Origin of the sequence: Bacillus massilinigeriensis (assembly GCF_900117315.1) — a bacterium.
Classification (GTDB): domain Bacteria; phylum Bacillota; class Bacilli; order Bacillales; family Cytobacillaceae; genus Bacillus_BE; species Bacillus_BE massilionigeriensis.
Window position 1 is genome coordinate 2,533,394 of the sequence record NZ_LT630337.1, and the last position, 24,659, is coordinate 2,558,052.

The following is a 24,659-nucleotide window of genomic DNA, read 5'->3' on the forward strand; positions in this document are numbered from 1 at the left end:
CAATGAAAGACAATATCTACACCTGTCAAACGATTTTTCGAGAGTATTCTGTTGATCATTGTTACTCTTCTTTTTTTACTTCAATAGTTCATTTCTACAGAAAATTCATCCTTTAACCATTTTTCTGCCTTGAATACATCATTTGAAAAGACTCTGTCCTTTTCTATCGAAGGAATTCTCTTCCTCCCTTCCTCATACACCTTTTTCGTGATTGGTGCCATTTTTTCAATTCCTCTTAACTCCACAGCCTGCATAGCACATATGGATTCAATGGCTAGTACTTTTCTTGCATTTGTTATTATTTCGTAAGCATGACGGGCGGCAATCGTCCCCATGCTTACATGATCCTCTTGATTCGCAGAGGATGGGATGGAGTCAACGCTTGCTGGATGGGCTAGGGTTTTATTTTCGGAAACTAGAGAAGCGGCACAATATTGTAATATCATCACACCTGATTGAAGACCTGGCTTCACGCTTAAAAATGGAGGTAAATCATTTAGCTGAGGATTGACAAGTCGCTCAATTCTACGTTCTGAAATACTTGCTAATTCTGCCATAGCTATACCTAAAAAATCCATTGCGAAGGCAATCGGTTGACCGTGAAAGTTTCCCCCAGAAATGACATTTTTTCCGTCGTCAAAAATTAACGGATTATCTGTTGCCGCATTCATTTCGATTTCTAGCTTTTCTTTTACATAATTTAGTGTCTGCCATACGGCTCCATGCACCTGAGGAATGCAGCGAAGAGAATAGGCATCCTGAACTCTTATTTCCCCTTGCTTTGTCGTAAGCTTGCTATCCTTCAATAGCTCACGCATACGTTTTGCAACGGCGATTTGTTCCGGATATCCACGTGCAGTATGAACCTTCTCATCAAATGCATCAATAATCCCGTTAAGCCCTTCCATTGTCATCGCACTTATGGCTTCTGATTGAAAAGCAAGCTTTTCCGCTTCTAAATAGGCAATTACACCCATTGCCGTCATTGCTTGCGTTCCATTGATTAAAGCTAGCCCCTCTTTTGCTGTTAAGGTAATCGGGTTAATTCCTTCTGTCTTTAAAGCAACATTTGCTGGAATTCTCTCATTCTTGTAAAATACCTCACCTTCACCAAGTAGTGGGAGAACCAGATGGGCTAATGGTGCTAAATCACCGCTGGCACCAAGTGACCCTTGCCGAGGAACGACTGGATGTATTTTTGCATTCACTAGCTGAAGCAGCCTTTCAATGACTATTTTTCTTACGCCTGAATATCCTTTCAGCAACGCATTTGCCCTTAACACCAACATCGTTCTGGAAACAGACTCTGGAAAAGGCTCTCCGACTCCACATGCATGGGAATGAATTAAATTCAGTTGTAATTCTTCCACGTCCTTTGGGTCAATCCATATATCACTGAACTTCCCGAATCCAGTCGTTATTCCGTATACAATCCTATTTTCATTCACAATTTGTTCTACTGCTCTCCTACTTATTTCAACTCGCTTTAATCCTTCGGTCGAGGCAGCAAGCTTTTGACCGTCAAAAAGAATACTTCTCATGTCCTTCATTGTTAAGGAATGACCTGTCAATATGACCATCGTAATCCCTACCTTCTCACCACTTTATCGAACTAAAGGAAATAGAAAAAAGGGAGCTATACTAGAAATCTTTTTGATTTCAAAAGTACAGCCCCCCTACAGTCCCTATCCATTCGCCAATCAAATACCCACTTCATAAGCAACACTCACCTTTTTACACGAAAATACTGTCTTATTACACCATATGCTTCCTTACTCAAACAAATTATTAACTTCTTAAAAAACTTTTCAAATGAAAAAAACACATAAAAATACACTTTTCATGTGTTTTTCTCATACTTTTTATATTACTTTGTTCGTTATTCAACTGACTTTAATGCCTCTACCATGTCAATTCTTCTTAGCTTCACGTGCATGACAAGCATGACGAGAAGGGAGAAAAAGAGTGTAAGGATTCCAGAAAATAGATAGCTTGTCCAATGAATATTAAGACTCATCATTAACTCGTCCATCTCAACGGTTGCAATGACGATTCTATGAAGATATATTCCCCCAATAAAACCAAATACCATGCCTAAAAGGGTTAACAGGATATTTTCACGATAGACATACATCGTAATCTCAAATGGATAAAACCCAAGAACTTTAATGGTGGAAAGCTCTCTTATTCGTTCAGAAACATTGATATTCACTAAATTGTATAGGACAACAAAGGCTAGGATTGCTGCACATCCAATGATTACGATTACGACTAAATTTAGACTATTCATCGTCTCATCCATGACTCTGCTACTGACATCCATAAAAGAAACGCCTAAGACCGAGTTCGTTTTCATAAGCCTCTCAGCAAATTGATCCTTCCATTTTTCATTAGAGTCCTTTAAGATTAATAGCTCTGCGTTAGAGTCAGCATTTTCATGGAAGGTAGCTTGATAATAGTTAGAGGTCATATAGATAAAATGACCAGCATACAATTCCGTGATTCCCGATATTTCAATTAGTGCTGCCTCTCCATCTTCATTTTTCATTTTTATTTTGTCCCCAATGTCTACATCAAAGAGTCTAGCCAATCTTTCCGTAATAATTGCGCCCTTATCTGACAGCTCTAACCTTTGATGTTGTTCACGAGTACGTAATGTAATATAGGAATCCCAATCCTTCGTTTCCTTTGGAATGAATAGATTAACCGTTTGATTATTTTCCCCTTTTTTCAACGCAGTCAATGATTCATGATAAATACTTAAATTCGAAACAACATGTTTGTCATCCAATATTTCCTTGTATTTTTGATAAGCAGATTCTGTCATTTCTTTATCTCTTGCAACTAAAGCATCATACTTAAAGATTTCTTTATATTGAATTGGAACGATATCATTAATTGAATCTCTTAACCCAAATCCGGTAAACATAAGAGCCGTACAGCCCATCACACCAAAAATGGTCATAATCATTCTTTTTTTATAGCGAAACAAATTACGCGCGGTCACTTTGCTAGTAAAATTCAGGTGTTTCCATATAAAAGAAAAGCGTTCCAACAAAATTTTCTTTCCATTTTTAGGAGCCTCAGGTCTCATTAATTCTGCTGCATTCATGCTAAATTTAGGTCTCGCTGCTGCATATACAGCAACCGTTGTGCAAAGAAAGGCTACCCCAACAGATAGCAACATTAGTTTTGGGTCATAAGAAATAATTAAATCTGGGATATTATACAACCCTCGATATGCATTGAAAACTAACCTCGTAAAAAACTCGAAACCTAAAATGATACCAACCAGAGATCCAATCACACAAGCTAAGGTCCCATAAATTAAATATTTGGCAATACTATCTCCATTACTATATCCAAGTGCCTTTAATAACCCTATTTGAGTGCGACCTTCATCAACCATTCTTGTCATGGTCGTTAAACAAACAAGAACAGCAACGAGAAAGAAGAGAACAGGAAAAATGGTTGAAAGGGACGTTACACGGTTTGCATTGTCCTTGAATTCGGAAAAGCCGTTGTTGTAAGTACGATCAAGAACATAGTATTTTGGCAATTTCATTTTTTCGATTTTTTCTTTTGCCTCATTTATCTCTTCTTTTGCCTTTGTGAGCTTTCTTTCCGCTTTTGGTTTTTCTTGATTAAATAGGGTTATATTTTTTTTGTATTCAGATTCACCTTCTTTAAGTAAATCCCTTTGCTTTTTAAAAATCGCCAAACTTTTCGACTTGCTTTTTTGATACTGTATTTTCCCATGGGCAAGTTTTACCTTGGCCTGCTGATAGACTTTTTCCTGTCTTATTAATTCCATTTCCTTGCTATGAATCATTTTTTCCTTTGCTAGTAGCCTAGCTTTTTCCTCTGATAGTTTCTCCTTTTCATTATTAAGCGCTTCCTGTGCTGCATGGATTTTTTGCAATGCTTCACCTATGAGTAAGCCAGCTTGTTCAAGAGCCTTCCGCTGTTCATCAAGTTCTGTTTGCTTTTTAGCTAGTTGCTGCTCGCCTTTTTCCATTCCAATTTTTCCATCAGCAATTGATTCCTTAGCATCAGACAGTTTTATTTCTGCATCATCTAATTTTATCCTACTATCATTTAATTTTTTTTCGTTGGCTTGTAGCCTTGCGTATGCAGCTGCATACTCTTCTGTTAGTCTCTTTTCACCATTTTCCAGCTGTTTCTTTGCGTTATCTAATTGCTCTCTCGCTTGTTTCAAATGTTTTTCTTGGTTGGCTAATTGCTTCCTGCCTTCCTTCCATTCTTGTTCAGCAGTATATATTTCATCTTTCGACTCTTTCTTTATTTTCGATAGACGTGCTTTTGGCTGCGACTTAATTGCATTTTCAACGTTTGCCACATGCTGGTCAATAAGATTACGATAATTCTTCGAGTATGCATCCTTGTGCCCTGTATTGTTATACACAATGGATGCGACTGTATATACCTCCATATCAAAGTCTGACTCCATAATCACTGCAAAAGCATCAATACTTCCAGAACTAATTGTGCTGCTCCCACGATTGGTTTTATCAATAAATTTACTTGAGGATACAAAGCCTACAATTTTATAAGTGGATGTTCGAAAAGTATCGGTAAATTCACTTCCGTCATTTTGGACAAAAGTAATTTTATCACCAATTTGATAAGGATCCCCTGCAAGTATGTCATCAACTACAATTTCTCCTGATTTTTCTGGCATACGACCTTTCTTAATTAAATATTGATTTGTTTTTTGCTCTTTGCCAGGAGTTGAAAAAATTTTCATTACTAAATTGGAATCCTTTAAAATAACATCGGCTGTATAGCCAAATTCAAGATTTTTAATATTGGAAAGCCTGTTAAGTATTTTTACGTCGGTTTCGTCAAGACCATAGGTCGATTGAACTTCCACATCAGCTAGTTGGTAAGTACGAAAATAATCATTTGCGGTAATAAGCATCGCTGGTCCAACAGCTTTTAATCCAACAAAAGTTGAAACACCAAGCATAATTAGAATGAGAATAGAAAAAAATCGACCCTTAGAATGTAAAATTTCACGTCGAATATCCTTATACAACGATTTTTTCTTCATATCGGCTACCATTCAATGGTTTCAATTGAAACCGGATCTTGATTTTTATGTATTTTACGTACCTTGGCGTTATTAATTTCAATCACCCTATCCGCCATAGGGGCGATTGCTAAATTATGTGTAATAACAATTACTGTGGTCCCTGTCTCTCGACACGTATCCTGCAATGTTTTTAAAACCGTTTTTCCTGTTTCATAATCAAGTGCCCCTGTAGGCTCATCGCATAATAATAATTTTGGACTTTTTGCCACAGCTCTTGCAATGGCGACCCTTTGCTGCTCTCCCCCTGAAAGTTGAGCAGGAAAATTGTCCACTCTATTTTCTAAACCGACTTTTTTTAATACCTCAAAAGCATCTAATGATTTTGAAGATATTTGTGAAGCAAGCTCCACATTTTCCTTCGCAGTCAAGTTAGGAACTAGATTATAAAATTGAAAAACGAATCCTACATCGGATCGGCGATATCCGGTTAATTGCCGAGCATTATAACTGGCTATATCTATTCCATCGACAATCACTTTTCCCTCATCACAAGTATCCATCCCACCAAGGATATTTAATACGGTAGATTTCCCTGCACCCGAAGGTCCAACAATCACTACAAATTCTCCTTTTTCAATCTCAAAACTAACTCCATTATTCGCCACAACCATACTTTCACCCATTTGATAACGTTTATAACATTCAGAAACCTCAACAAATGACATGTTCAAACACCTTATTTCTTATTATTAAAGACTTAGATTTTGCTCCACTATTTGCTTTTGTGTTTATCCTATATTATTTTGATTTTTTAATTATTTTAATATAATTATAATAGAATCATTCAAGAATTGACAGAAGGGTTCCAATCTTCCTTAGAGCAAAAAGTATGAAGGCAATCTCGAGGCAGAATGGCCAATTACGATGTTCTTCTTTTAATTGATAAAAAAATGGACACTAATTATGAATTAGTATCCATTTTTTTATCATTATTTAAATTGAGTGATTACATTAAAGCCATACGTTTTATAGTTCGTCATATCATTAAGAACATCAGTCACGTCATCAAGAGCAATTTCTCTTGAAACAAGGGACCTTGGGTTTAACTTTCCTTGTGCAATTAAAGATAATAAGCCATCATATTCTGTACGAGGATTCCCTAAGCTTCCTACAATTTCTAGCTCCTGAGCTGTTATCGCATCTATTGGTAGGCCGGCAATCCCAGCTTCATTATGTGTGGTTAAACCAATTTGGACATGTCTGCCACCCTTACGTAAGGAAAGAACAGAGTTTAATATTGTTTCTTGAATTCCCAGAGCTTCAATGGATGCATGAGCACCACCCCTTGTTATTTCCTTCACTGCCTCCACGACATTAGCATTTCGGGCATTTACCGCAGCTACTGCTCCTTCCTTCTTCGCAATTTCTAATTTTGCATCATCGACATCTACAGCAATAACTTGTGCACCTATTGCATTTGCCACTTGTACAGCGGAAAGTCCTACCCCCCCTGCACCATGAACGACAAGCCAATTACCTGGTCTGACGTTACTGCGCACAACGCCATGATATCCAGTCATATAGCGACAACCAATGGCAGCTGCTGTGACTGCGTCCACTTCATCAGGAAGAGGTACTAAGTTGAAATCACCATTAGGGACCTTTACGTACTCCGCATATGCACCATCATAGCCAAATCCAAAAATTTGGAGATTATCGCAGCGATTAGAATGACCACTTAAACAGTTTGCACAATGTGAGCATCCTTCATGGAAAGGGGTAGTCACCCGATCACCTGGGCGAAAGTTCTTTACCTCTTTTCCTACTGCTTCAACTACACCACCCATCTCGTGACCAGGAATAATTGGAAGAACCGGGCTTAATCCAAGCCATTCCCAATCACCCATCCAGGCATGCCAGTCGCTTCGACATACACCGCTTGCTTCTATTTTAACAATGACATCATGAGGCCCTGGAGTTGGATCTGGTACATTCCCAATCCTTAATGGTTTTCTGTGTTCAATGATTTGTGCTGCTCTCATTTAATCTTCCCCTTTCAAATATGTAGCATATTTACTTATCAAAAACCCTTACTTTCTATCAATATTCAGACCTGTCCCCAAAAATGTTGAAAATATATTCCTTATCAAATTTTGTTTTGCTAGAATTATTGGCAACTTTACGCCAAAATTTGATTTGGCTGACACTCTCCAACAACATACAAATTAAGGATGTCATCGCAATGCAAAACATGATGACATCCTCTAAACTGTTTCTATATTAGTAATCTTCTATTCTACCGGAACCTTCGTACCGATTACTTCTTGTAAAATATTCGCAAGCACATCTTCTGGGATTCTTAATCCTATACCGGATGGGTCTAGTTGGACGGCTGGGATTAATTGTGGAATCAGAGCTGAATCAATATTGTACTCAGAGAAATCAGCTGGTAAGCCAATGTCATTGCGTAATTCTGAAATTACTTCAATACATTGAGTAAGGCATTCCTCAGGTTGATTAGAAGGGCTTCCCACCCCAAGTGCTAGAGCGAATTCTCTAATCTTACCTAAGTAAAGTGGTGCAAGATGCTTCATGACAGTAGGTAATAGGGTAGAGATAGCTAAACCATGAGGAATTCTAAACTTGGCACCAAGTGTATGCGCAATATTATGAACTGGGTTTTCACCAAATGTTAAGGTAAAGCTATGAATTCCCATGGTACTAGCCTGAAGCATATTAGAGCGGGCCTGGACATCGTCCCCTTTTGCCACAGCCTTTTTTAAATTTTGAACAACAAGTTTAATTGCTTGTAATGCTAATGCATCTGTCATCGGATTGGCCTTTGAAGTAAAATATCCTTCAACAGCATGTGATAGAGCATCCATTCCCGTAAAGGCTGTTACATACGATGGCAGTCCAACTGTTAAATCCGGATCCAGAATAGCTATGTCTGCATTAATATAAGGGTGCAAAAGATTACATTTTACTCCAATCGTTTCATTAAAAATAACCGCAATTGGAGATACCTCCGCACCTGTCCCTGCCGTAGTTGGAATTGCAACATGTGGGATGTCGATTTCAGTCGCTGCTGGCCATACTTCAATCACATTACCCTTCAAGGCTAATTCAATATTATTGACCCTTTTATGAAGGGCCCATTTTATCCCTTTAACCGTATCTAATACACTTCCTCCCCCCAATGCAATCATAGAGTCAGCATTACAGGCCTTATAATATTGGATACCGTTATTGATATTGGAGGATTTGGCATCCTGCTCAATTTCATCAAACACACCTGCTAGCTGGATTCCTGGTACATTGTCAAAGAGGTCTATGATTTGTTGTGTCAAGCCAGCCTTTGTCAATCCTTTATCTGTAAAGATGACCGGCCTTTTTCCACCTAAACCTTCTATTAAATCTGAAACTAATATTCTCGTACCTGCTCCTATTCTAAGGGAGGTTCGTTGAGTGATTTCAGAGTAAGATGTAATCTTCATATTCTCACCTACTTGGAAAGTTTTTCACTGCAATAAATATTTTTAGAAAATACATGTATCTCTTCTACTAAAATAATAATTTTAGAGCAGGTCGTTGATTATTTTCACTTGTTAACGCTGTATGGATATGCTTGATCTCCGTATATTCGTCTAATACGTTCTTACCTAATTCACGACCGACGCCACTCTGTTTATATCCCCCGAATGGAGCATCATTCCGGAACATATGCCAATCATTAATCCAAATGGTTCCTGCCTTGATTTTTGAAGCAATTTTATTTGCCTTTACTAAATCACGAGTCCAGATCCCGCCAGATAATCCATAGATTGTATCATTTGCAATTTCTATTGCCTCTTCTTCTGTTGAATACTTTATAACTGATAAAACCGGTCCGAATATTTCCTCTTGAGCAATCCTCATATCATTATTGACATCTGCAAAGATCGTCGGTTCAATAAAATATCCTTGGTCGAGACCAGAACCTGTTGCCCTTTTTCCACCACAAACTAACCTTGCCCCTTCTTCCTTACCAGATTCTATATAAGAAAGGATGGTTTCCATCTGTTGTTTGGATACAACAGGACCCATACCTGTAGCTGGATCTAACGGATTACCTAGTTTGATAGTGGAAGCCATGGCTGCTAATTTTTGTAATACCTCTTCATAGATGGATTCATGAACTAAGAGTCGCGTTCCTGATTCACAAACCTGACCAGAGTGGAAAAATACTCCAAACAAAATACCAGGAATCGCAATCTCCAAATCTGCATCAGGTAGTACAATGGCAGGTGCCTTACCTCCTAATTCAAGGGTAACCTTTTTCACCGTCCCTGACGCTTGCTTCATGATCCTTCTGCCAACTTCAGTAGAACCTGTAAAGGCAACCTTGTCTACTTCCGGATGGGTTACTAATGCTTCCCCGATGGTTGAGCCAGGTCCTGTAATGACGTTAAATACACCAGGTGGAAGACCAGCCTCAATCGCTATCTCTGCTAATTTCAATGTTCCAAGTGGGGTGTTAGAAGCTGGCTTAACTACTATTGAATTCCCCATTGCAAGGGCAGGAGCAATCTTCCACATCGCTAAAATTAATGGAAAGTTCCATGGAGTGATGGCTGCTACAACACCGATTGGCTCGCGGATGATTTGATTTCTACTAGGTCCTAATGCCGAAACAATAGGCAAAGTTTCAACATATTGATACTTCAATGCAAGGTCTGCTGTTTGTTGAATGGTTAAAACTAACTGTTGGATATCCGCACCACCCAGTTTGCGAATCGTCCCACCTGAGCTAATCGCTTCTAGGTAAATAATTTCATTCGCATGCTCGATAATTTTTTCAGAAAATCGTATGAGAACTTGGGCTCTCTCAGCTGGCGACTTCCCGGACCACACTCCTGACTCAAATGTGTCTCTAGCATTTTGTACAGCTAAATCCACCTCAGTTGGCGATGCCTTTGCAACTTTTGCTGCAACTTCTCCCGTTGCTGGATTTATTACATCAAAGGTTTCACCACTACTTACCGGTGTCCATTGACCGTTAATAAATAATGGAAATTGCTGAATCATTGTTTCCGTACTCATAAATAAAAGCACCTCCTAATATACATTACCTTCCTATTCAAAAATCACTTCTGTTTTATATAATTCTTCCAGAGTTTTTCCTTGTGCTCTTTTTAAAATTTCCATTCTGATATTTAATTGCTTCATCATAAAAGCCTGGCCATCCGATTTTCTTACACCAAACGGGCTGATTTCTCCATCCCTCATCGTTTCATTCATTTCAATGGCAATTGGCATTAATTCTCCAAGTTTATTTAAGGCATATTCCAGCATATTTGAATCCTCAGAAATCAGACGTTGTAATAAGAATGTACCAAAACCGATATGTCTTGACTCATCCCTTTTAATATTCGTAATTCCTTCTAGAAGTCCAGGTAGTTTTCCGATATTTACTAAGCTCTCATAAAATGACCAATAACCTGTTTCTGCTAATACTCCTTCAGCAAACATATTGTAAACAATTGCCGCATCAGCAATTGCCTTCGGAGATTGATCATGTAAAAGACGCCCCATTGTTTCTGGTACGATTTCATCAAATAGTTTCCGATAAATTGGGGAATGCAAATAGTTCAAATCTCCCTTAATTCCGATGTTTTGTAAAAAGAGATTGAAAAAATCAGTATGCTTCGCTTCTTCAAATAAGAAGGTGGTTAAGTACATTTCCTCTTCAAAATGGCCTAATTTTGATACAGCATGGATCATAGGAAGAATATCATGAGTAACTGCTTCTTCCGCACTATAAAAGAACGCAATCAATTGTAATAAAGAGTCTCTTTGTTCATTTGAAAGTGACTCCCAATCTGCTTTATCCTTACTAAAATCAATGTCATTAGGGTCCCAGACTCCAAATTTTTTTGCCTTTTCATATAGTTTAAATGGTAGAGACTCTCTGTTTATCCCCTTTTCACTTGTTGACACGTAATAGCGCATAATCATTCCCCCAGTGGATTAATATGAAGGTTTGTAGAAAAAAGAATTCCATTATACTTCTCTAAAAATACCTGGACTATCACCTCCTTAAATTTATGGAAGCGTTTACATACAACGTGGTGGAATAGGAATGAATGTTCATTCCTAAAATTACTTTAGCATTTACAAGCCTTCGCCTTCATTGTATTTGGGCTTTCTTATTAATATGCTATCAATCAACATTTTCTTTTGGGGTTCATACATTATTTTTGCATTTCAAATGTGGACTATTATTTACGATATATGTTTATTGAATGATCAGAGGTGTGGCATAAAATACTTTACTAGTTAAGAGGTTTCCAATTTTCAAGGTTTAAGTGAAGAAGTTTGTAGTAGTTCGATGGAATCAATCATTAAGATTAGTTGATTCTAGGATAATGGTAATATTTGGATATTGTACCTGTTCCTCATTATAGTTTCATTGCTATTTCTTGTCAATCAAAAATTTCAACATTTTTACAATTACCGGACATTAGAGGTTGCGAGGAGCTATTTCGTCACATCATTATTTTTTATAGCATCCCATCCCGATTGCAAAAAGAGCCTCATTAGCTCAGGTGTTTCCTGAATTTCTCCTGCCTCTATTCTTTTAAAGAATGCTACATAGGCCCCATAAATAATGGCAATTAACGCTTCGCTTGGCATATAATCACGCAAATGTTTTTGTTTTACCCCTTCTTGAATGGATACATTTAGAAAGCTTTGAAATTCTTGAACAATGAGGGTACTAGATTCATCTAAGTAATTTGCATGATTGTGAGTTTCAATAAAAATAAAAGCCGTTTTATTATCTTTAGCGAACTGAATTAAATTGTTCATAATATGAAGATACTTTTCATATGTAGAATTAGTGGTAGGGAAATTAGAGAGAATAGAGTTGGATAATTTTTTCATATATACTTGATATACTTTATTGACAAGAGCTTCTTTGTTAGAAAAGTAACGATAAATCGTACCTGTACCAACGTTTGCTAATTTCGCGATTTCAGGGACATTCGTGCCATGGAATCCCTTTTCCGCAAAAAGGATTAAGGCAGATTCAATAATTTTATCTTCTTTATTTTCAATTCCCATCATATCCCTCCTTCGTACTTAAGGATACTTTCCCGTTTTGTAACTTGTCAATGAAACTAGCCTATTCCATTTGACTCATTATCATGCTTAAAATTTCCCTATCAGAAAAAAAGAAAAGCAATTCTGTTAAAAGGAATCACTTTTCTTTTAATTATATTTTATTTATTTAAATCTTTAGAAGAGAAAAATCCAGGAAGCAATTCATTAATGGATGTTTCTAGCACATCACCCTTCAAATTGGCTAAGAGTATTTTTGTCTCCTCAGTAGAAAACTCAGCGATTACTTGTCTGCAAGCTCCGCATGGGGACACCGGTCCTTCTGTATCACCAACAACAGCAATTGCCTTAATTCTTTTATGGCCTTCCGATACTGCCTTAAATATGGCGGTCCTTTCAGCACAATTGGATAATCCAAAAGAAGCATTTTCTATATTACATCCTACAAATACTTGATCATCATCTGTAAGAACAGCTGCGCCAACTTGAAACTTTGAGTATGGGACATAAGCTAGATTTCTACCTTCGATTGCTTTATTTAATAGGCTTTTCATATCCATCATGATTCATCTCCATTTTAGAATAACCTTTAAAAGTTTATCTGAAATTGAAAATTAATATGCAGAATTTGATTGTTGGCCCTTCATGATAGCAACTCCTGAACTTGCACCGATACGAGTAGCGCCAGCCTGAACCATCTTCTCTGCATCTTCTAAGCTTCTTACCCCACCTGATGCCTTAACACCAATTTCTGGTCCAACTACTTTTCTCATTAGAGCGATATCTTCAGGTGTTGCCCCACCTGTTGAAAAACCGGTAGATGTTTTCACGAAGTCGGTTCCCGCTTTAACAGCTAACTCACATGCCTTCACCTTTTCCTCATCAGTAAGGAGAGAAGTTTCAATAATAACTTTTGTTAACGCCTTTCCTTTAGCTGCATCCACGACTCCTTTGATATCCTGTTCAACTAACTCAAAATTTTTATCCTTCAATGCACCAATATTTATCACCATATCTACCTCTGTTGCCCCGTTTTCAATAGCATTCTTTGTTTCAAATGCTTTTACTTCCGTAGTGGTAGCCCCTAGAGGAAATCCAATAACAGTGCAAACCTTCACTTCAGGAGTATCCTTTAATTGTTCAGCAGCAAACTTGACCCAAGTTGGATTCACACATACAGACGCAAATAAGTTTTCCTTCGCTTCTTGAGTTAATTTTAATATTTCCTCCTGTGTTGCATTAGCCTTTAGTAGAGTGTGGTCAATCATTCTTCCAAGATTCATATTGTTTGCTCTCCTTTTCATATGTATTCATCATTATGTTATAGAAATGCTTTTCCCTTATATCTTTACTATAACAAGTTTTTGAACAAACGTAAATTCTTTATTGAACAAATGTAAAAAAATATTGTCAGACGACTGACCATTTTTATAAAAATAGCTGCTTCATTCGAAGCAGCCCCCCTACTCCTTGTCTAAAAGAAACTGAGCAGTGAATTGATCAGTAATCAGCACATTTGCATATTTCCCTTTCAATGCCCCATTAATACCATTAATTTTGTTCGCACCACCAGCGACAAGTATCGAGTATTCTTTCTTCCTTAATTCATCTAATTCAATCCCAAGGGTTCTATTATTTAAATCCTTATTGCAAATATCTCCATTCATATCAAAAAATCTTGAACAAATATCCCCAACGGCATTTGGGTATAACATCTTAATATCATCTTCTGAAAAATATCCAAGTTGAAATAACAATGACTCATCTTGAACTGGTCCTGTTGTAAATATCGCGATGTTTGCTTGCTTTCCAAGCTCAAGAATTGTTCGTATATGACGATCTTCCTCCATAGCTTGCTTTACTAATACCTGGTCAACAATAGCCGGAAGAGGAAGGTGAATTGGTGTTGTATTATATGCCTTTCCAAATAAGTAGAGTATTTCAGAAGCATACGTATTTTTATTAGAATGGCTAATTCCACCCTTTAATTGAACAACCTTCACATTTTTTACATACTTTTGCTTGAGCTCAACGGCAATATGATAAAGGGTTGTACCCCATATTATGCCAATAATATCGTTGTCACTTACAATCTGGTCTAAATAGTCAGCAGCCTTTTCCCCTAAATAATTTTTGATGATATGGCTTTCATACTGGGGTATCGTTGCAATAATTGCCTTTTTTAGGTTAAACTTTTTCTCTAATTGTTTTGCAAGATTCGTGCTATTTTCCATGGGATTTGTTATTTGGATTTTTACAATTCCTTCACTCTTGGCCTGTTGTAAAAGCCTTGAGACAGTAGGCCTTGAAACTCCTAACTTACTAGCAATTTGATTCTGATTATAATCCAATAAGTAATATAACTTTGCTGCTTCAATGATTTTCTTTAATTTTTCTTCCTCCAATGAGATCACCTTAGCTGTAAGAGAAAGGTGTGATAGCTGATTTGAAAATTCAAAAAGGAACCTATCCTCTCTCTCAATCTTTTTTTAACATTTTACCATGTTTTTTTGATTACCTTATCATTGTTCGTGAATATTTGATAAATCTTTAGGAATTCTATTATCACATTTTTACCTTCTCAGGAATGGAGAAACTCTCCAGCAATATTTTCCATTTCTGAATTCATTACCTACAAACAAGGATGTCATACTTCCTACGGTAATAATACATAAAGCTGAAAATAGGAAACTTTTCACTCCTAATACCTGAAGGCCTAGAAGAGCAATTAGACCATCTATTAAGAAAATCAACACTCCTATATGAATGGAAGTTGCTTTTGAAATAATACTTGCAAGTAAATCCGTTCCTCCAGTGCTTGTCTCATATCGGAGCATAAGCCCCACCCCAATCCCTATTATCGTTCCCCCTAACAAGGTGCTTATTAATATGGGAAGATGAAATTGTGTTTGTAACGGCGCAAGCCAATCAATGAAAAATGAAGACACAATTAACCCTTGAAAGCTACTGAAAAAATATCCCCTTTCCTGAAACCATGCATAGATGATTAGAGGAATACTAATGACAAACATAGTTAATCCTGTCTGACAATGAAAATAATAATGTATGATTAAAGCAATTCCTACCATTCCCCCATCCAATAGGTGATGAGGAACCAAAAATCCATTAATTCCAATTCCAATTAAAAAACTTCCAATCAAAATAGCAGCATTTTTAATAATAATCATTCTCACCTCATTACTTAAAACAAAAAGCAGGAGAACATGTCTTTATATAAATATTTTTTATATCAGTAAAAAATTCACTAGTACATCTAATTAAGGAAAATAATTACACTAGATTCAAATTTCACAAAAAAAACAGCGCCGCATTTAGCAGCGCTGTTACTTTTTATTTGCCAGATCACCCTGAAATTTGTCGAGCATTGTCACAGCATCAATTAAATGATTATTAAAAATTTGCCTTGCAGTCACAAGCAATTCCATAATCATTGGGTCCCTTAGGGTATAGGTTACCCGGTTCCCATCCTTCGTACCATAGACAATATTTTTATTTCGTAATATGCTTAATTGTTGCGAAACTGCAGATCCTTCATCTCCAACAAGGGCTTGAAGCTCATTCACATTTTTATCGCCTTCAGCCAATAATTCAAGTATGCGAATTCGAAGCGGATGGGCAAGAGCTTTAAAAAAATCTGCTTTAAATCGTTGGAGTTCTAAATTCATTCGATTCCTCCGTTCTTAAGATTTTGCCAACACTTTTTTGGTTCGAATGATCCTGCCTGCCTCTCCAGGTAAATTGGATAATTGGGTACATTCTTGGAAAGCAAAATGTTTGCATCCAAGGCATTTATTCTTTTTAATATTTCTCAATGCAAAATTAATAGCTTCCCCTGTATGTTCAAAGAATTGACCTTCCCCTATTTCATCATATAAACCGGTTCTCATCAACACTGCTTTAGGCTGTTCCTGTAGACCAGAAATAATAACTAAACCTCCATGCTTTTTAAAATCATGGACAATATCAGATAAATTTGACTCACCAGAGGTATCCATATAAGGGACCTTTCCCATTCTCAGTATTAATACTTCTGGTCGATGATTGATAATCCCCATAACAGAGCTTTCAAACATTTGAATGGCGCCAAAGAATAATGCTCCTTCAATGGTGAAAATGCTCACTTGCGGACAATCATTACCCGCATCAACAACCTGTGATCTTACTCGATTATTATCAAAAGGATCAGGAAGCCCTTTTGCAACGGTAAGAATATCACTCATACGTTTCACAAACAGTATAGCAGCTAAAACTAAACCAACCTCCACTGCCGTTGTTAAATCGGTAAACACCGTCAGCAAGAATGTAATCACTAATACGAGAGAATCACTCGTTCTCGTCTTAAGCACATGTGAAAAATGCTTTACTTCACTCATATTCCAAGCAACAACCATCAAAATAGGCGCCATACTTGCGAGTGGTATAGACGAAGCCAGTGGTGCAAGCAGTAATAAAACAATCAGTACTACTATACCATGAATAACGCCAGACATGGGAGAGGTTGCTCCATTTTTAATATTAGTAGCGGTTCTTGCGATAGCTCCTGTTGCAGGGATACCACCAAAAAGAGGAGTAATCATATTGGCGATTCCTTGCCCAATCAATTCTTTATTACTATTATGCTTCGTTCCAGTCATCCCGTCCGCAACCACGGCTGAGAGTAAGGATTCGATCCCACCTAGCATCGCAATGACAAACGCTGGGCCAATCAATGGCTGGATGACATCCCAAGACAATTCCGGAATATGAAAGTTTGGTAGTTTATTAGGAATATCACCATAGGTTGAACCAATCGTAGCCACTTTATCCGGGAAGAGTAGAGCTGCAACAAGGCTTGAAACCACTAGTCCAATCAATGGACCGGGAACTTTAGGAAATATTTTTGGAGATATTAGTATGATTGCTAAACTGATTATCGCGGTCAATATACTATAAAAATTAATTGTATCAAAATGAATAATAATTTCTTGCATATTCTTAATAAACTCTTCATGCTTTTCTATATCACTTAGACCAAAAAAATTGGCGATTTGGCCCGTAAAGATAATCACTGCAATTCCCGAAGTGAAGCCAATGGTTACAGGTTTTGGAATGAATTTAATTAGAGAACCTAATCTTAACACTCCCATCAGGAATAACATAAAACCAGCCATAATACCTGCTATTAATAGATTCTCATATCCATATGACATGACAATACCCAATAACACAGGGATAAACGCACCGGTTGGACCACCTATTTGATATTTGGAACCACCAAAAAGAGATATGAGAATCCCGGCAATAATAGTCGTGTAGATTCCATATTCAGGTTTTACTCCTGAAGCTATGGCAAAAGCCATTCCAAGCGGGATTGCAATAACACCTACAATCAAACCTGAAAATAAATCTTTTTGGAAATTCTTAACGGAGTATCCGTTATATCTGTCAAAAACAAGCTTACTCAAGACAAATCCCTCATCTTCACTTTTGTATCTTTGAATTTTTGAATATACAAAGCATTATAATGCAAATGAAATTACAATGTCTATAAAAAATTCAAATATATTTCATATTTTCATAAATCGTGACCATCTTTATTAAATATGGGTCTTTCATCTCTATAAAACTCAATACCCGCCTATTTTCGACAAATTTTTATAATTAATAGTAGGAAGGCGCTTTCATTTGTTATATAATTTAATATGGTGATTATCACGAATTTTTTAAAAAAGGGGGCTAGAAAGTGAATAGCCAATTAAAACAATTAAGCGAAAGTCTCCCAGTTATACAAAAAATCTTCCCAGATGATGCATGTTTTGTACTAGCAGATATTGATAAAGTGCTTGAATATCTTCCTGGAGAAAAGATTGATATTAAAATCCCAGTTGGAGCACCGATTGAGAATTTTAAAGGGACTGTAAGCTATGAAGCATATGAAACAGGAAAAACCTGCAGAGAGGAAAGAGGGCCAGAGCTATTTGGAATCGCCTATATTTCCACTGCAACCCCAATTAAAGAAAATGGAGAAGTCATTGGTGTCATCTCAGCGATTGTTTCAAATGAAAGGTTTGATACACTTAGAAGAGGTGCCGTTGAATTAACTGCTATTAGCGAAGAGTTATCTGCAACTTCAGAAGAAATGACCAAATTATCTGATGTAACGGCGAGAGATCTTCAGTCACTTGCAGAAGAATCCAATATGATTAAGGATGAAGTGAAACATATAGAAGAAATCCTTGATATCATCAAAAAGACCTCTATCAAGTCGAGGATCCTTGGATTAAATGCTTCTATCGAATCTGCCCGTGCAGGAGAAGCAGGAAAAGGATTCGCAATTGTTGCTAGTGAAATAAAGAAAATGGCAGATAACAGTAAAGAAGCAATTGAGGGCATTGAACCTGAAGTAAAAAGAATGGTAGAAAACCTAGAAAAAATAAATGCAACGGTTAATGACCTTTCTTCCCAAACAGAAGAACAGTCTGCAATGATTGAAGAGTTTCATTCCTCCTTTGAACACCTTGTTCATATTGCATCTGCACTTAGTGAAAAAGCTAATTTAGAAGAATAATATCATATAACTAGAGTGATATGCTTTTATCTATTGAAACTAAAAGATGGAGTCCATATCGCTCTAGTTTTTATTTACAAGAAAAACCGTATCCCACCTCGAAAGCCCTTTAATCTCCTAGGAAATCTCAAAATCTCCAGCCTAGTATATCCATTTTATATCCTTCCCATTTTATATGTTTTTTTTCACAAAGATGTAATAGTGAGTGAGGTTAAATATTCAGAATTTCCTTTACAAAAAAACATTATACTAGTAAAATAACAAAATGTTCTCTTTGACAAAATTATTGCGTTAGAATCACCAGGAGGCTTTGCATGATATTATTTAGAAAGAAACCTATTAGCACAAATGAACAGACAAGTTCTTTAAATAAAGTATTAGGAGCCTTTGACTTAACTTTACTAGGTGTAGGCGCTATTATCGGAACGGGAATCTTCGTCCTTACTGGAGTTGCGGCCGCAAACTACGCCGGTCCTGCTCTCATCCTTTCATTTATTATCGCTGGTCTAGCATGTGCTTTTGCCGCATTATGCTATTCTGAATTTGCCTCAATGATTCCTCAAGCAGGAAGTGCCTATACTTATAGCTATATAGCATTTGGAGAAATTATAGCTTGGATTTTAGGATGGGATTTGATTTTGGAATATGGACTCGCCTCTTCCGCTGTAGCTAGTGGATGGTCAGGTTATTTTCAAGGTTTATTATCTGGATTTGGCATCCATTTACCTAAAGCCATATCAAGCGCCTTTAACCCTGCTAATGGAACCTATTTTGATTTACCTGCAGTATTAATCATTTTGCTCATCACTTTTGTCCTAACTAGAGGGATTAAAGAGTCGACTAAGTTTAATAACTGGATGGTCTTTATCAAAATTGCAGTTATTGTTCTTTTTATCGTAGTTGGTGTTTGGTATATTAAACCAACGAATTGGACTCCATTTATGCCATTTGGTTTTTCCGGGGTATTATCAGGCGCAGCTGTAGTAGTGTTTGCTTATTTTGGATTTGATGCCGTATCATCAGCTGCTGAAGAAGTAAAGAATCCTCAAAGAGACCTGCCGGTTGGTATCATTTCCTCCCTAGCTATTTGCACAATTTTGTATATTGTTGTTTCTTTAATTCTTACCGGAATTGTCCCATTTGATAAGCTAGGTGTAAATGCCCCTGTTGCATTTGCGTTATCATATATTCACCAGGACTGGGTTGCTGGATTTATTTCTCTTGGTGCCATTGTTGGCATAACAACAGTTTTAATCGTTATGATGTATGGTCAAACAAGACTTTTTTATGCGATATCTAGAGACGGTCTTTTGCCTAAGCTATTATCGGAGGTACATCCAAAAACTCAAGTCCCTGTAAAAAGCACATGGATTACTGGTAGCTTAGTGTCTTGCTTTACAGGTTTAGTTCCATTGGATAAACTAGCAGAATTAACGAATATCGGAACATTATTCGCCTTTTCAATGGTATCTCTGGGGGTAGCTGTCTTAAGGAAAACTAAGCCTGAATTGAAGCGAGGATTCAAAACACCCTGGGTCCCTGTTATACCTGGATTAGCAGTCATTTTCTGTGTTTACCTAATGCTACAGCTCCAGGCATTTACTTGGAAAGGATTTTTAATATGGCTAGGTATCGGGCTAGTTATTTATTTTAGTTATGGATATAAACATAGTCATTTAAATAGAGAAAATATTGCCATAAATGATACGAACTTAAATGAAATGAATATTGAAAAGGAAGCCTAAGTTTACCTTCAGGCTTCCCTTTTTTTAGACTACATCATAACCTTGATCATCAATAGTCTCTTTAATTTGATCTATTGTCACTGCATCTGCATTAAATTCAACCTGAACTTCCCCTTTTTCTAAGCTCACACTGACCTTCTCTACTCCATCTAATTTACCAACACTTCCTTCCACTGCTTTAACACAGTGTCCACAAGACATGCCATTCACTTTTAATGTTACATTTTCCATTGTCTTTCCTCCATTTCTTACTATCTATTTTATATATAGCATACCCTTATAGGGTATGTAAAGGATTTTATCTTCTACCTCCCAGTAGCTTCTTTATAGCAACTCTCCTATTTAATGTCCAATTTTTTCATAATTGTTAAGAAAAATATTTGATTTATTGTCGTACAAACCTTCCCTTTTGAATATTATGGTACAACCTTTAATGTTTCAGATGGAGTGATCATATGAGTGTTATTTTAAGTTACATATTTCTAGGACTATCTTTAGCCGCACCAATCGGTCCAATTAATGCAGCGCAATTGGATAAGGGGATTAAACAAGGTTTTATGCATGCTTGGGTTCTTGGCTTAGGTGCTGCACTTGCCGATGCAGTTTATATGCTTACCGTCTATTTAGGAGTTGTTCACTTTCTAGAGACTCCATTTATGAAAACCTTCCTCTGGTTATTTGGCTTTTTTGTTTTAATTTATACCGGTGTGGAAAGCTTATTAAGCGCAGGAAAATTTATTTCAAACAATAGGAACAAATCTGACTCAAAACTGAAGTCATTTCTATCTGGATTTTTTATGTCCATCTCCAATCCACTTACAATCCTTTTTTGGTTAGGAATTTATGGATCGGTGTTAGCAAAAACAGCATCTGTCTATGCAAATGGGCAGCTTATTATGTATAGCAGTGCAATTTTTATCGGGATTATCACTTGGGATATCTCGATGGCTGCCCTTTCATCAAGCTTTCGAAAGCTACTAACAACTAAGCTACTTACGATTATTTCCATCCTTTCTGGGCTGTCAATGATTGGCTTTGGACTGTACTTTGGTTATGAAGCATTTAAGCTGCTTTTTTTGAAATAATCTTCTCATTCGTGTGCTTGTCTCAAGTTTTTATAATTACATTGATTTTAAGCCAAACCATTCTCTGTATCACATTAATTTGTGCTTTAAGAAGGAATTGGGTTTAAGTTTTAGTACAACTTGATAACGGATTAGGCTCTCTGCGGCTTAAAACTATGTCTTTTTTTCAATACCTTCCGCATCACAAAAGCCACTACTGTGATAACTATTAAGAATAACAGACTTATAAAAAATCCAGGTCTACTTGTTTTATCAAATATAGTTCCGCTCACAGCAATGAGAATAAGCAATATTCCAGCATTTTTTTTCATTTGATCAAATCCTGAAAGCTTTAATAATTTCGATGAAGTAATTAGTGTTAGGAGCCAGTTATACAAAAGCATCAAACTTGCAGCAGTGGTGATATACTCATAAATCTTTCCTGGTATTAATAAAGCAAGAATAATGGCTGCTACCATCCCTAAGGTAGTAATCCCCATAGCATAAGGGGCCACCTTTAATTTTTTCCCTTTTTTTGCAAAAATAGAAGGTGCATCTCCATCTTCAGCTAATGTGACCAGCATGCTTGTAATAGCAAATAAAGAGGCCACCATCGTCGAAAATCCGGCGATAATTAGTGCACCATTGAAAACATGGGGAACAAACGCAATATCATATCGGTCTAGCGCAACAATAAATGGGCTTTCCTTTGAATTAAATTTATTTATTGAGGTGATAGAAACCGCAATACCAATGGATAGGATATAAATAATTGTTAAGAGCAAAAGCATCATTTTTCCCGATTTAGGCGCTTCCTTTGGCTCCTTTAATCTTGTTGCCATTATTCCCATAATTTCAATTCCACCGAACGCATAAAAACCAAAAATAATGGCTGACCATAATCCTTTGTAACCATTTGGGAAATATCCTTGTACATCATTCGGCAATTGAAAATCTTTGAAGGATCCTCCAAACATACCAAAAAGAGCTGCGATTGCAATGATTAAAAACATAACAATTGCGGCTACCTTTACGACAGCAAAGATATTTTCCATTCGTTCGAATCCTTTTGTTCCAAGTAAAACAACCCCAATTCCTAAAACTGCATATCCCGATGCAAATATCCAAAGTGGAATACTCGGAAACCAAAAACGAGAAAAAATAGACAAGGCTGTTAATTGACTCCCCATAATGAAAAGTTCTGAAGACCAATAAACCCATCCACTTCCAAACCCAACCCAACGACCAAATGCCTTCTTTGCATATGTACGAAATGAGCCTTTTTCCGGGTGATCTGAAGACATTCTTGCTAATGCATCATACACAATATATGTACCAATGGCTGCTAAAACAAAAGCGATAATAACGGATGGTCCAGCCATCTGAATAGCAATACTGGAACCTAAAAAAAATCCTGTCCCGATTATACATCCAATTCCAATAAGGGATAACTGCCACCATTGCAATTTCCCTTCTCCACTCTTAGATGCCTTTTCCATTCTCTAGCCTCCCAAAAGTTTTCAATAATAGTTATAGTGTGGGAGTTTTACATGGAATTTATGTTAGATAATATTTCATTAACAATAATAAAGTGAAACTGCGATCAGTGGGGGTTTTTCGATGCACGGGATGTGCTAGTGGCGACGTTGGCACAGGACGTGTTGTATTTAGTCGACTTCATCTCCCACTGATGGTTAGTTGAACCAATCAGGCTCAGATACAGCCATGTCCTGTGTCCTTCGCCTGACTAAGACATCTATCGCTCGTCGGACCTTTATGGGCAGCTGATCCCCCACCTATCTTCTTTGAATAAGCAAAATCTACTGCCCGTTAAGGCAGGATAAACTTAAATATCAGCTATTACATTTCTCATAGCCAAGCACCCATAAAGATTATCGTTTGACTGAACCCTTCACTTTTTCTATACTTATGGAATAATTAACAAAAACAAAAGAGTTATTCAATTGAAGGGATGATACATTTGAATATAACAGGGCATAGTGTTGAAAAAATCGAAGATCCATTTGGAATACTATCTGGTGAAAGATATGAGTTTTATTTACAAGTCGAGGTTCCGGAAGACGACGAGCTTTTTTCCGAATTTGGTTTAAAAGTTAGAGTACTTTATATCATGGATGAGAAAGGTATGCGAATATCTAATTATCATATAATCGAAAATAATACAGATAAAGTTCTGGATTTTGAATTAGAGGAAGATGAAGAGTTATTGATTGATAATTACTGCAGGCAGAATATACCTAATGAAGAAGAGTAGAGGTCATCTACTCTTCTTTCATTAGGTATGTCTTTTACGCTTCTATTTCTTTTCCTTCTTCAATGATATGATACATTAAATGGGCTAGATGATGAATTGGACTATATTCTTCTTCCTCTTCTTCTCCATCAAGTTCCTCTTGAAACTCTAAATCATTTAAATGTAATGCACAAAATTGATAAAAATCCTTTAGCTCAAAGGAATAGCAACCAATGGGTTCTTCTTGATCCTCTTCATAATGCAGAACTAAATAGGATTCATGATCGTGGCTATCAATTGCATCAAAAAATACAAAAAACCCGATATTTGTATCAAGTTCAAAGAGATGACGAGTACCTCCTTCGGTCAATTGATTGAAATCCTCTTCACTTAATTTATTAATTTTCATTGCTTCCACTTGATCTTCCTGGTGGAAATTAACGGTAAATGCCTTCATACCCATTCCTCCAACTATGTATTCATTAATAATATTAAGAATCAGCCTTAAAAACTGTTTATAAACTACAAAGAGGCTAACCTAGAATTTTATTACCTCAGTATACAATTAGCACTAACGCCAATTATGAGTGTAATATTGATTCTAAGCAGCCTCCTGGAACAATTATAGCTTCGTTACATTGACAGCTTGTGGACCACGATTTCCTTGTTCAATGTCAAAGCTTACTTCTTGTCCTTCTTCTAAGGATTTAAATCCTTCTGATTGTATCGCAGAGTAATGAACGAAAACATCTTCGCCACCTTCAACTTCGATAAAACCAAATCCTTTTTCTGCATTAAACCATTTTACTTTACCAGTTGCCATTTCCATCCTCCTAAATCAAAAAGCTAACACAGTGAATAAAAATATTCA

Annotated in this window: 22 protein-coding genes; 4 read left to right on the forward strand and 18 right to left on the reverse strand. The window is 36.8% G+C overall.

Annotated elements, in window-relative coordinates; all coding sequences use genetic code 11:
• Positions 1-80 precede the first annotated feature (80 nt).
• The 14 genes from hutH to BQ6100_RS12630 form a co-directional block, all read right to left on the reverse strand.
• On the reverse strand, positions 81-1,580 hold the full coding sequence (gene hutH / locus BQ6100_RS12565; RefSeq protein ID WP_075981943.1) for a histidine ammonia-lyase: 1,500 nt from the start codon (positions 1,578-1,580) through the stop codon (positions 81-83).
• A gap of 299 nt (positions 1,581-1,879) precedes the next feature.
• Positions 1,880-5,074 carry an ABC transporter permease gene (locus BQ6100_RS12570; protein ID WP_075983561.1) on the reverse strand — a complete coding sequence of 1,065 codons (3,195 nt, stop codon included), beginning with the start codon at positions 5,072-5,074 and terminating at the stop codon, positions 1,880-1,882.
• Between the two features lie 5 nt (positions 5,075-5,079).
• Entirely contained in the window at positions 5,080-5,781 is a 702-nt protein-coding gene (locus tag BQ6100_RS12575; RefSeq protein WP_075981944.1) for an ABC transporter ATP-binding protein, read from the reverse strand.
• Positions 5,782-6,045: 264 nt separating this feature from the next.
• Positions 6,046-7,098 carry a zinc-dependent alcohol dehydrogenase family protein gene (locus tag BQ6100_RS12580; protein ID WP_075981945.1) on the reverse strand — a complete coding sequence of 351 codons (1,053 nt, stop codon included), beginning with the start codon at positions 7,096-7,098 and terminating at the stop codon, positions 6,046-6,048.
• 249 nt (positions 7,099-7,347) lie between these two features.
• Positions 7,348-8,553, reverse strand: coding sequence for an iron-containing alcohol dehydrogenase (locus BQ6100_RS12585; protein WP_075981946.1), 1,206 nt, complete (start codon positions 8,551-8,553; stop codon positions 7,348-7,350).
• 67 nt (positions 8,554-8,620) lie between these two features.
• A complete protein-coding gene (locus BQ6100_RS12590; RefSeq protein WP_075981947.1) occupies positions 8,621-10,138 on the reverse strand; it encodes an aldehyde dehydrogenase family protein in 1,518 nt (505 codons plus the stop codon).
• A gap of 33 nt (positions 10,139-10,171) precedes the next feature.
• Positions 10,172-11,047: a R2-like ligand-binding oxidase gene (locus BQ6100_RS12595; RefSeq protein ID WP_075981948.1), complete on the reverse strand. Its 876-nt coding sequence runs from the start codon at positions 11,045-11,047 to the stop codon at positions 10,172-10,174.
• A 528-nt stretch (positions 11,048-11,575) separates the two neighbouring features.
• Positions 11,576-12,160 (reverse strand): TetR/AcrR family transcriptional regulator, encoded by a 585-nt coding sequence (locus BQ6100_RS12600; RefSeq protein WP_075981949.1) that lies wholly within the window; start codon positions 12,158-12,160, stop codon positions 11,576-11,578.
• 158 nt (positions 12,161-12,318) lie between these two features.
• A complete protein-coding gene (locus tag BQ6100_RS12605) occupies positions 12,319-12,717 on the reverse strand; it encodes a cytidine deaminase (RefSeq protein WP_075983562.1) in 399 nt (132 codons plus the stop codon).
• A gap of 54 nt (positions 12,718-12,771) precedes the next feature.
• Positions 12,772-13,440 carry a deoxyribose-phosphate aldolase gene (gene deoC / locus BQ6100_RS12610; protein WP_075981950.1) on the reverse strand — a complete coding sequence of 223 codons (669 nt, stop codon included), beginning with the start codon at positions 13,438-13,440 and terminating at the stop codon, positions 12,772-12,774.
• Between the two features lie 180 nt (positions 13,441-13,620).
• On the reverse strand, positions 13,621-14,562 hold the full coding sequence (locus tag BQ6100_RS12615) for a sugar-binding transcriptional regulator (RefSeq protein WP_075981951.1): 942 nt from the start codon (positions 14,560-14,562) through the stop codon (positions 13,621-13,623).
• 168 nt (positions 14,563-14,730) lie between these two features.
• Positions 14,731-15,345: a YitT family protein gene (locus BQ6100_RS12620; protein ID WP_075981952.1), complete on the reverse strand. Its 615-nt coding sequence runs from the start codon at positions 15,343-15,345 to the stop codon at positions 14,731-14,733.
• Between the two features lie 156 nt (positions 15,346-15,501).
• Positions 15,502-15,843, reverse strand: coding sequence for an ArsR/SmtB family transcription factor (locus BQ6100_RS12625; protein ID WP_075981953.1), 342 nt, complete (start codon positions 15,841-15,843; stop codon positions 15,502-15,504).
• Between the two features lie 15 nt (positions 15,844-15,858).
• Entirely contained in the window at positions 15,859-17,622 is a 1,764-nt protein-coding gene (locus BQ6100_RS12630; protein WP_075981954.1) for a SulP family inorganic anion transporter, read from the reverse strand.
• Between the two features lie 278 nt (positions 17,623-17,900).
• Between BQ6100_RS12630 and BQ6100_RS12635 the strand changes: the two genes are divergently transcribed.
• A complete protein-coding gene (locus tag BQ6100_RS12635; RefSeq protein ID WP_075981955.1) occupies positions 17,901-18,725 on the forward strand; it encodes a methyl-accepting chemotaxis protein in 825 nt (274 codons plus the stop codon).
• A gap of 314 nt (positions 18,726-19,039) precedes the next feature.
• Positions 19,040-20,470, forward strand: coding sequence for an amino acid permease (locus tag BQ6100_RS12640; protein WP_075981956.1), 1,431 nt, complete (start codon positions 19,040-19,042; stop codon positions 20,468-20,470).
• A 24-nt stretch (positions 20,471-20,494) separates the two neighbouring features.
• Here the strand turns inward: BQ6100_RS12640 and copZ are convergent, their stop codons facing one another.
• A complete protein-coding gene (gene copZ, locus BQ6100_RS12645) occupies positions 20,495-20,701 on the reverse strand; it encodes a copper chaperone CopZ (RefSeq protein ID WP_075981957.1) in 207 nt (68 codons plus the stop codon).
• Positions 20,702-20,925: 224 nt separating this feature from the next.
• Between copZ and BQ6100_RS12650 the strand changes: the two genes are divergently transcribed.
• Positions 20,926-21,555, forward strand: coding sequence for a LysE family transporter (locus BQ6100_RS12650; RefSeq protein ID WP_075981958.1), 630 nt, complete (start codon positions 20,926-20,928; stop codon positions 21,553-21,555).
• Between the two features lie 131 nt (positions 21,556-21,686).
• Here the strand turns inward: BQ6100_RS12650 and BQ6100_RS12655 are convergent, their stop codons facing one another.
• Entirely contained in the window at positions 21,687-23,033 is a 1,347-nt protein-coding gene (locus BQ6100_RS12655) for an amino acid permease (protein WP_075981959.1), read from the reverse strand.
• Positions 23,034-23,506: 473 nt separating this feature from the next.
• Between BQ6100_RS12655 and BQ6100_RS12660 the strand changes: the two genes are divergently transcribed.
• Positions 23,507-23,809, forward strand: coding sequence for a DUF6509 family protein (locus tag BQ6100_RS12660; RefSeq protein WP_075981960.1), 303 nt, complete (start codon positions 23,507-23,509; stop codon positions 23,807-23,809).
• A 34-nt stretch (positions 23,810-23,843) separates the two neighbouring features.
• On the opposite strand, the gene BQ6100_RS12665 is transcribed toward BQ6100_RS12660, so the two are convergent.
• Positions 23,844-24,245 carry a cytosolic protein gene (locus BQ6100_RS12665; protein WP_075981961.1) on the reverse strand — a complete coding sequence of 134 codons (402 nt, stop codon included), beginning with the start codon at positions 24,243-24,245 and terminating at the stop codon, positions 23,844-23,846.
• 165 nt (positions 24,246-24,410) lie between these two features.
• Positions 24,411-24,611: a cold-shock protein gene (locus BQ6100_RS12670; protein WP_075981962.1), complete on the reverse strand. Its 201-nt coding sequence runs from the start codon at positions 24,609-24,611 to the stop codon at positions 24,411-24,413.
• Positions 24,612-24,659: the final 48 nt, after the last annotated feature.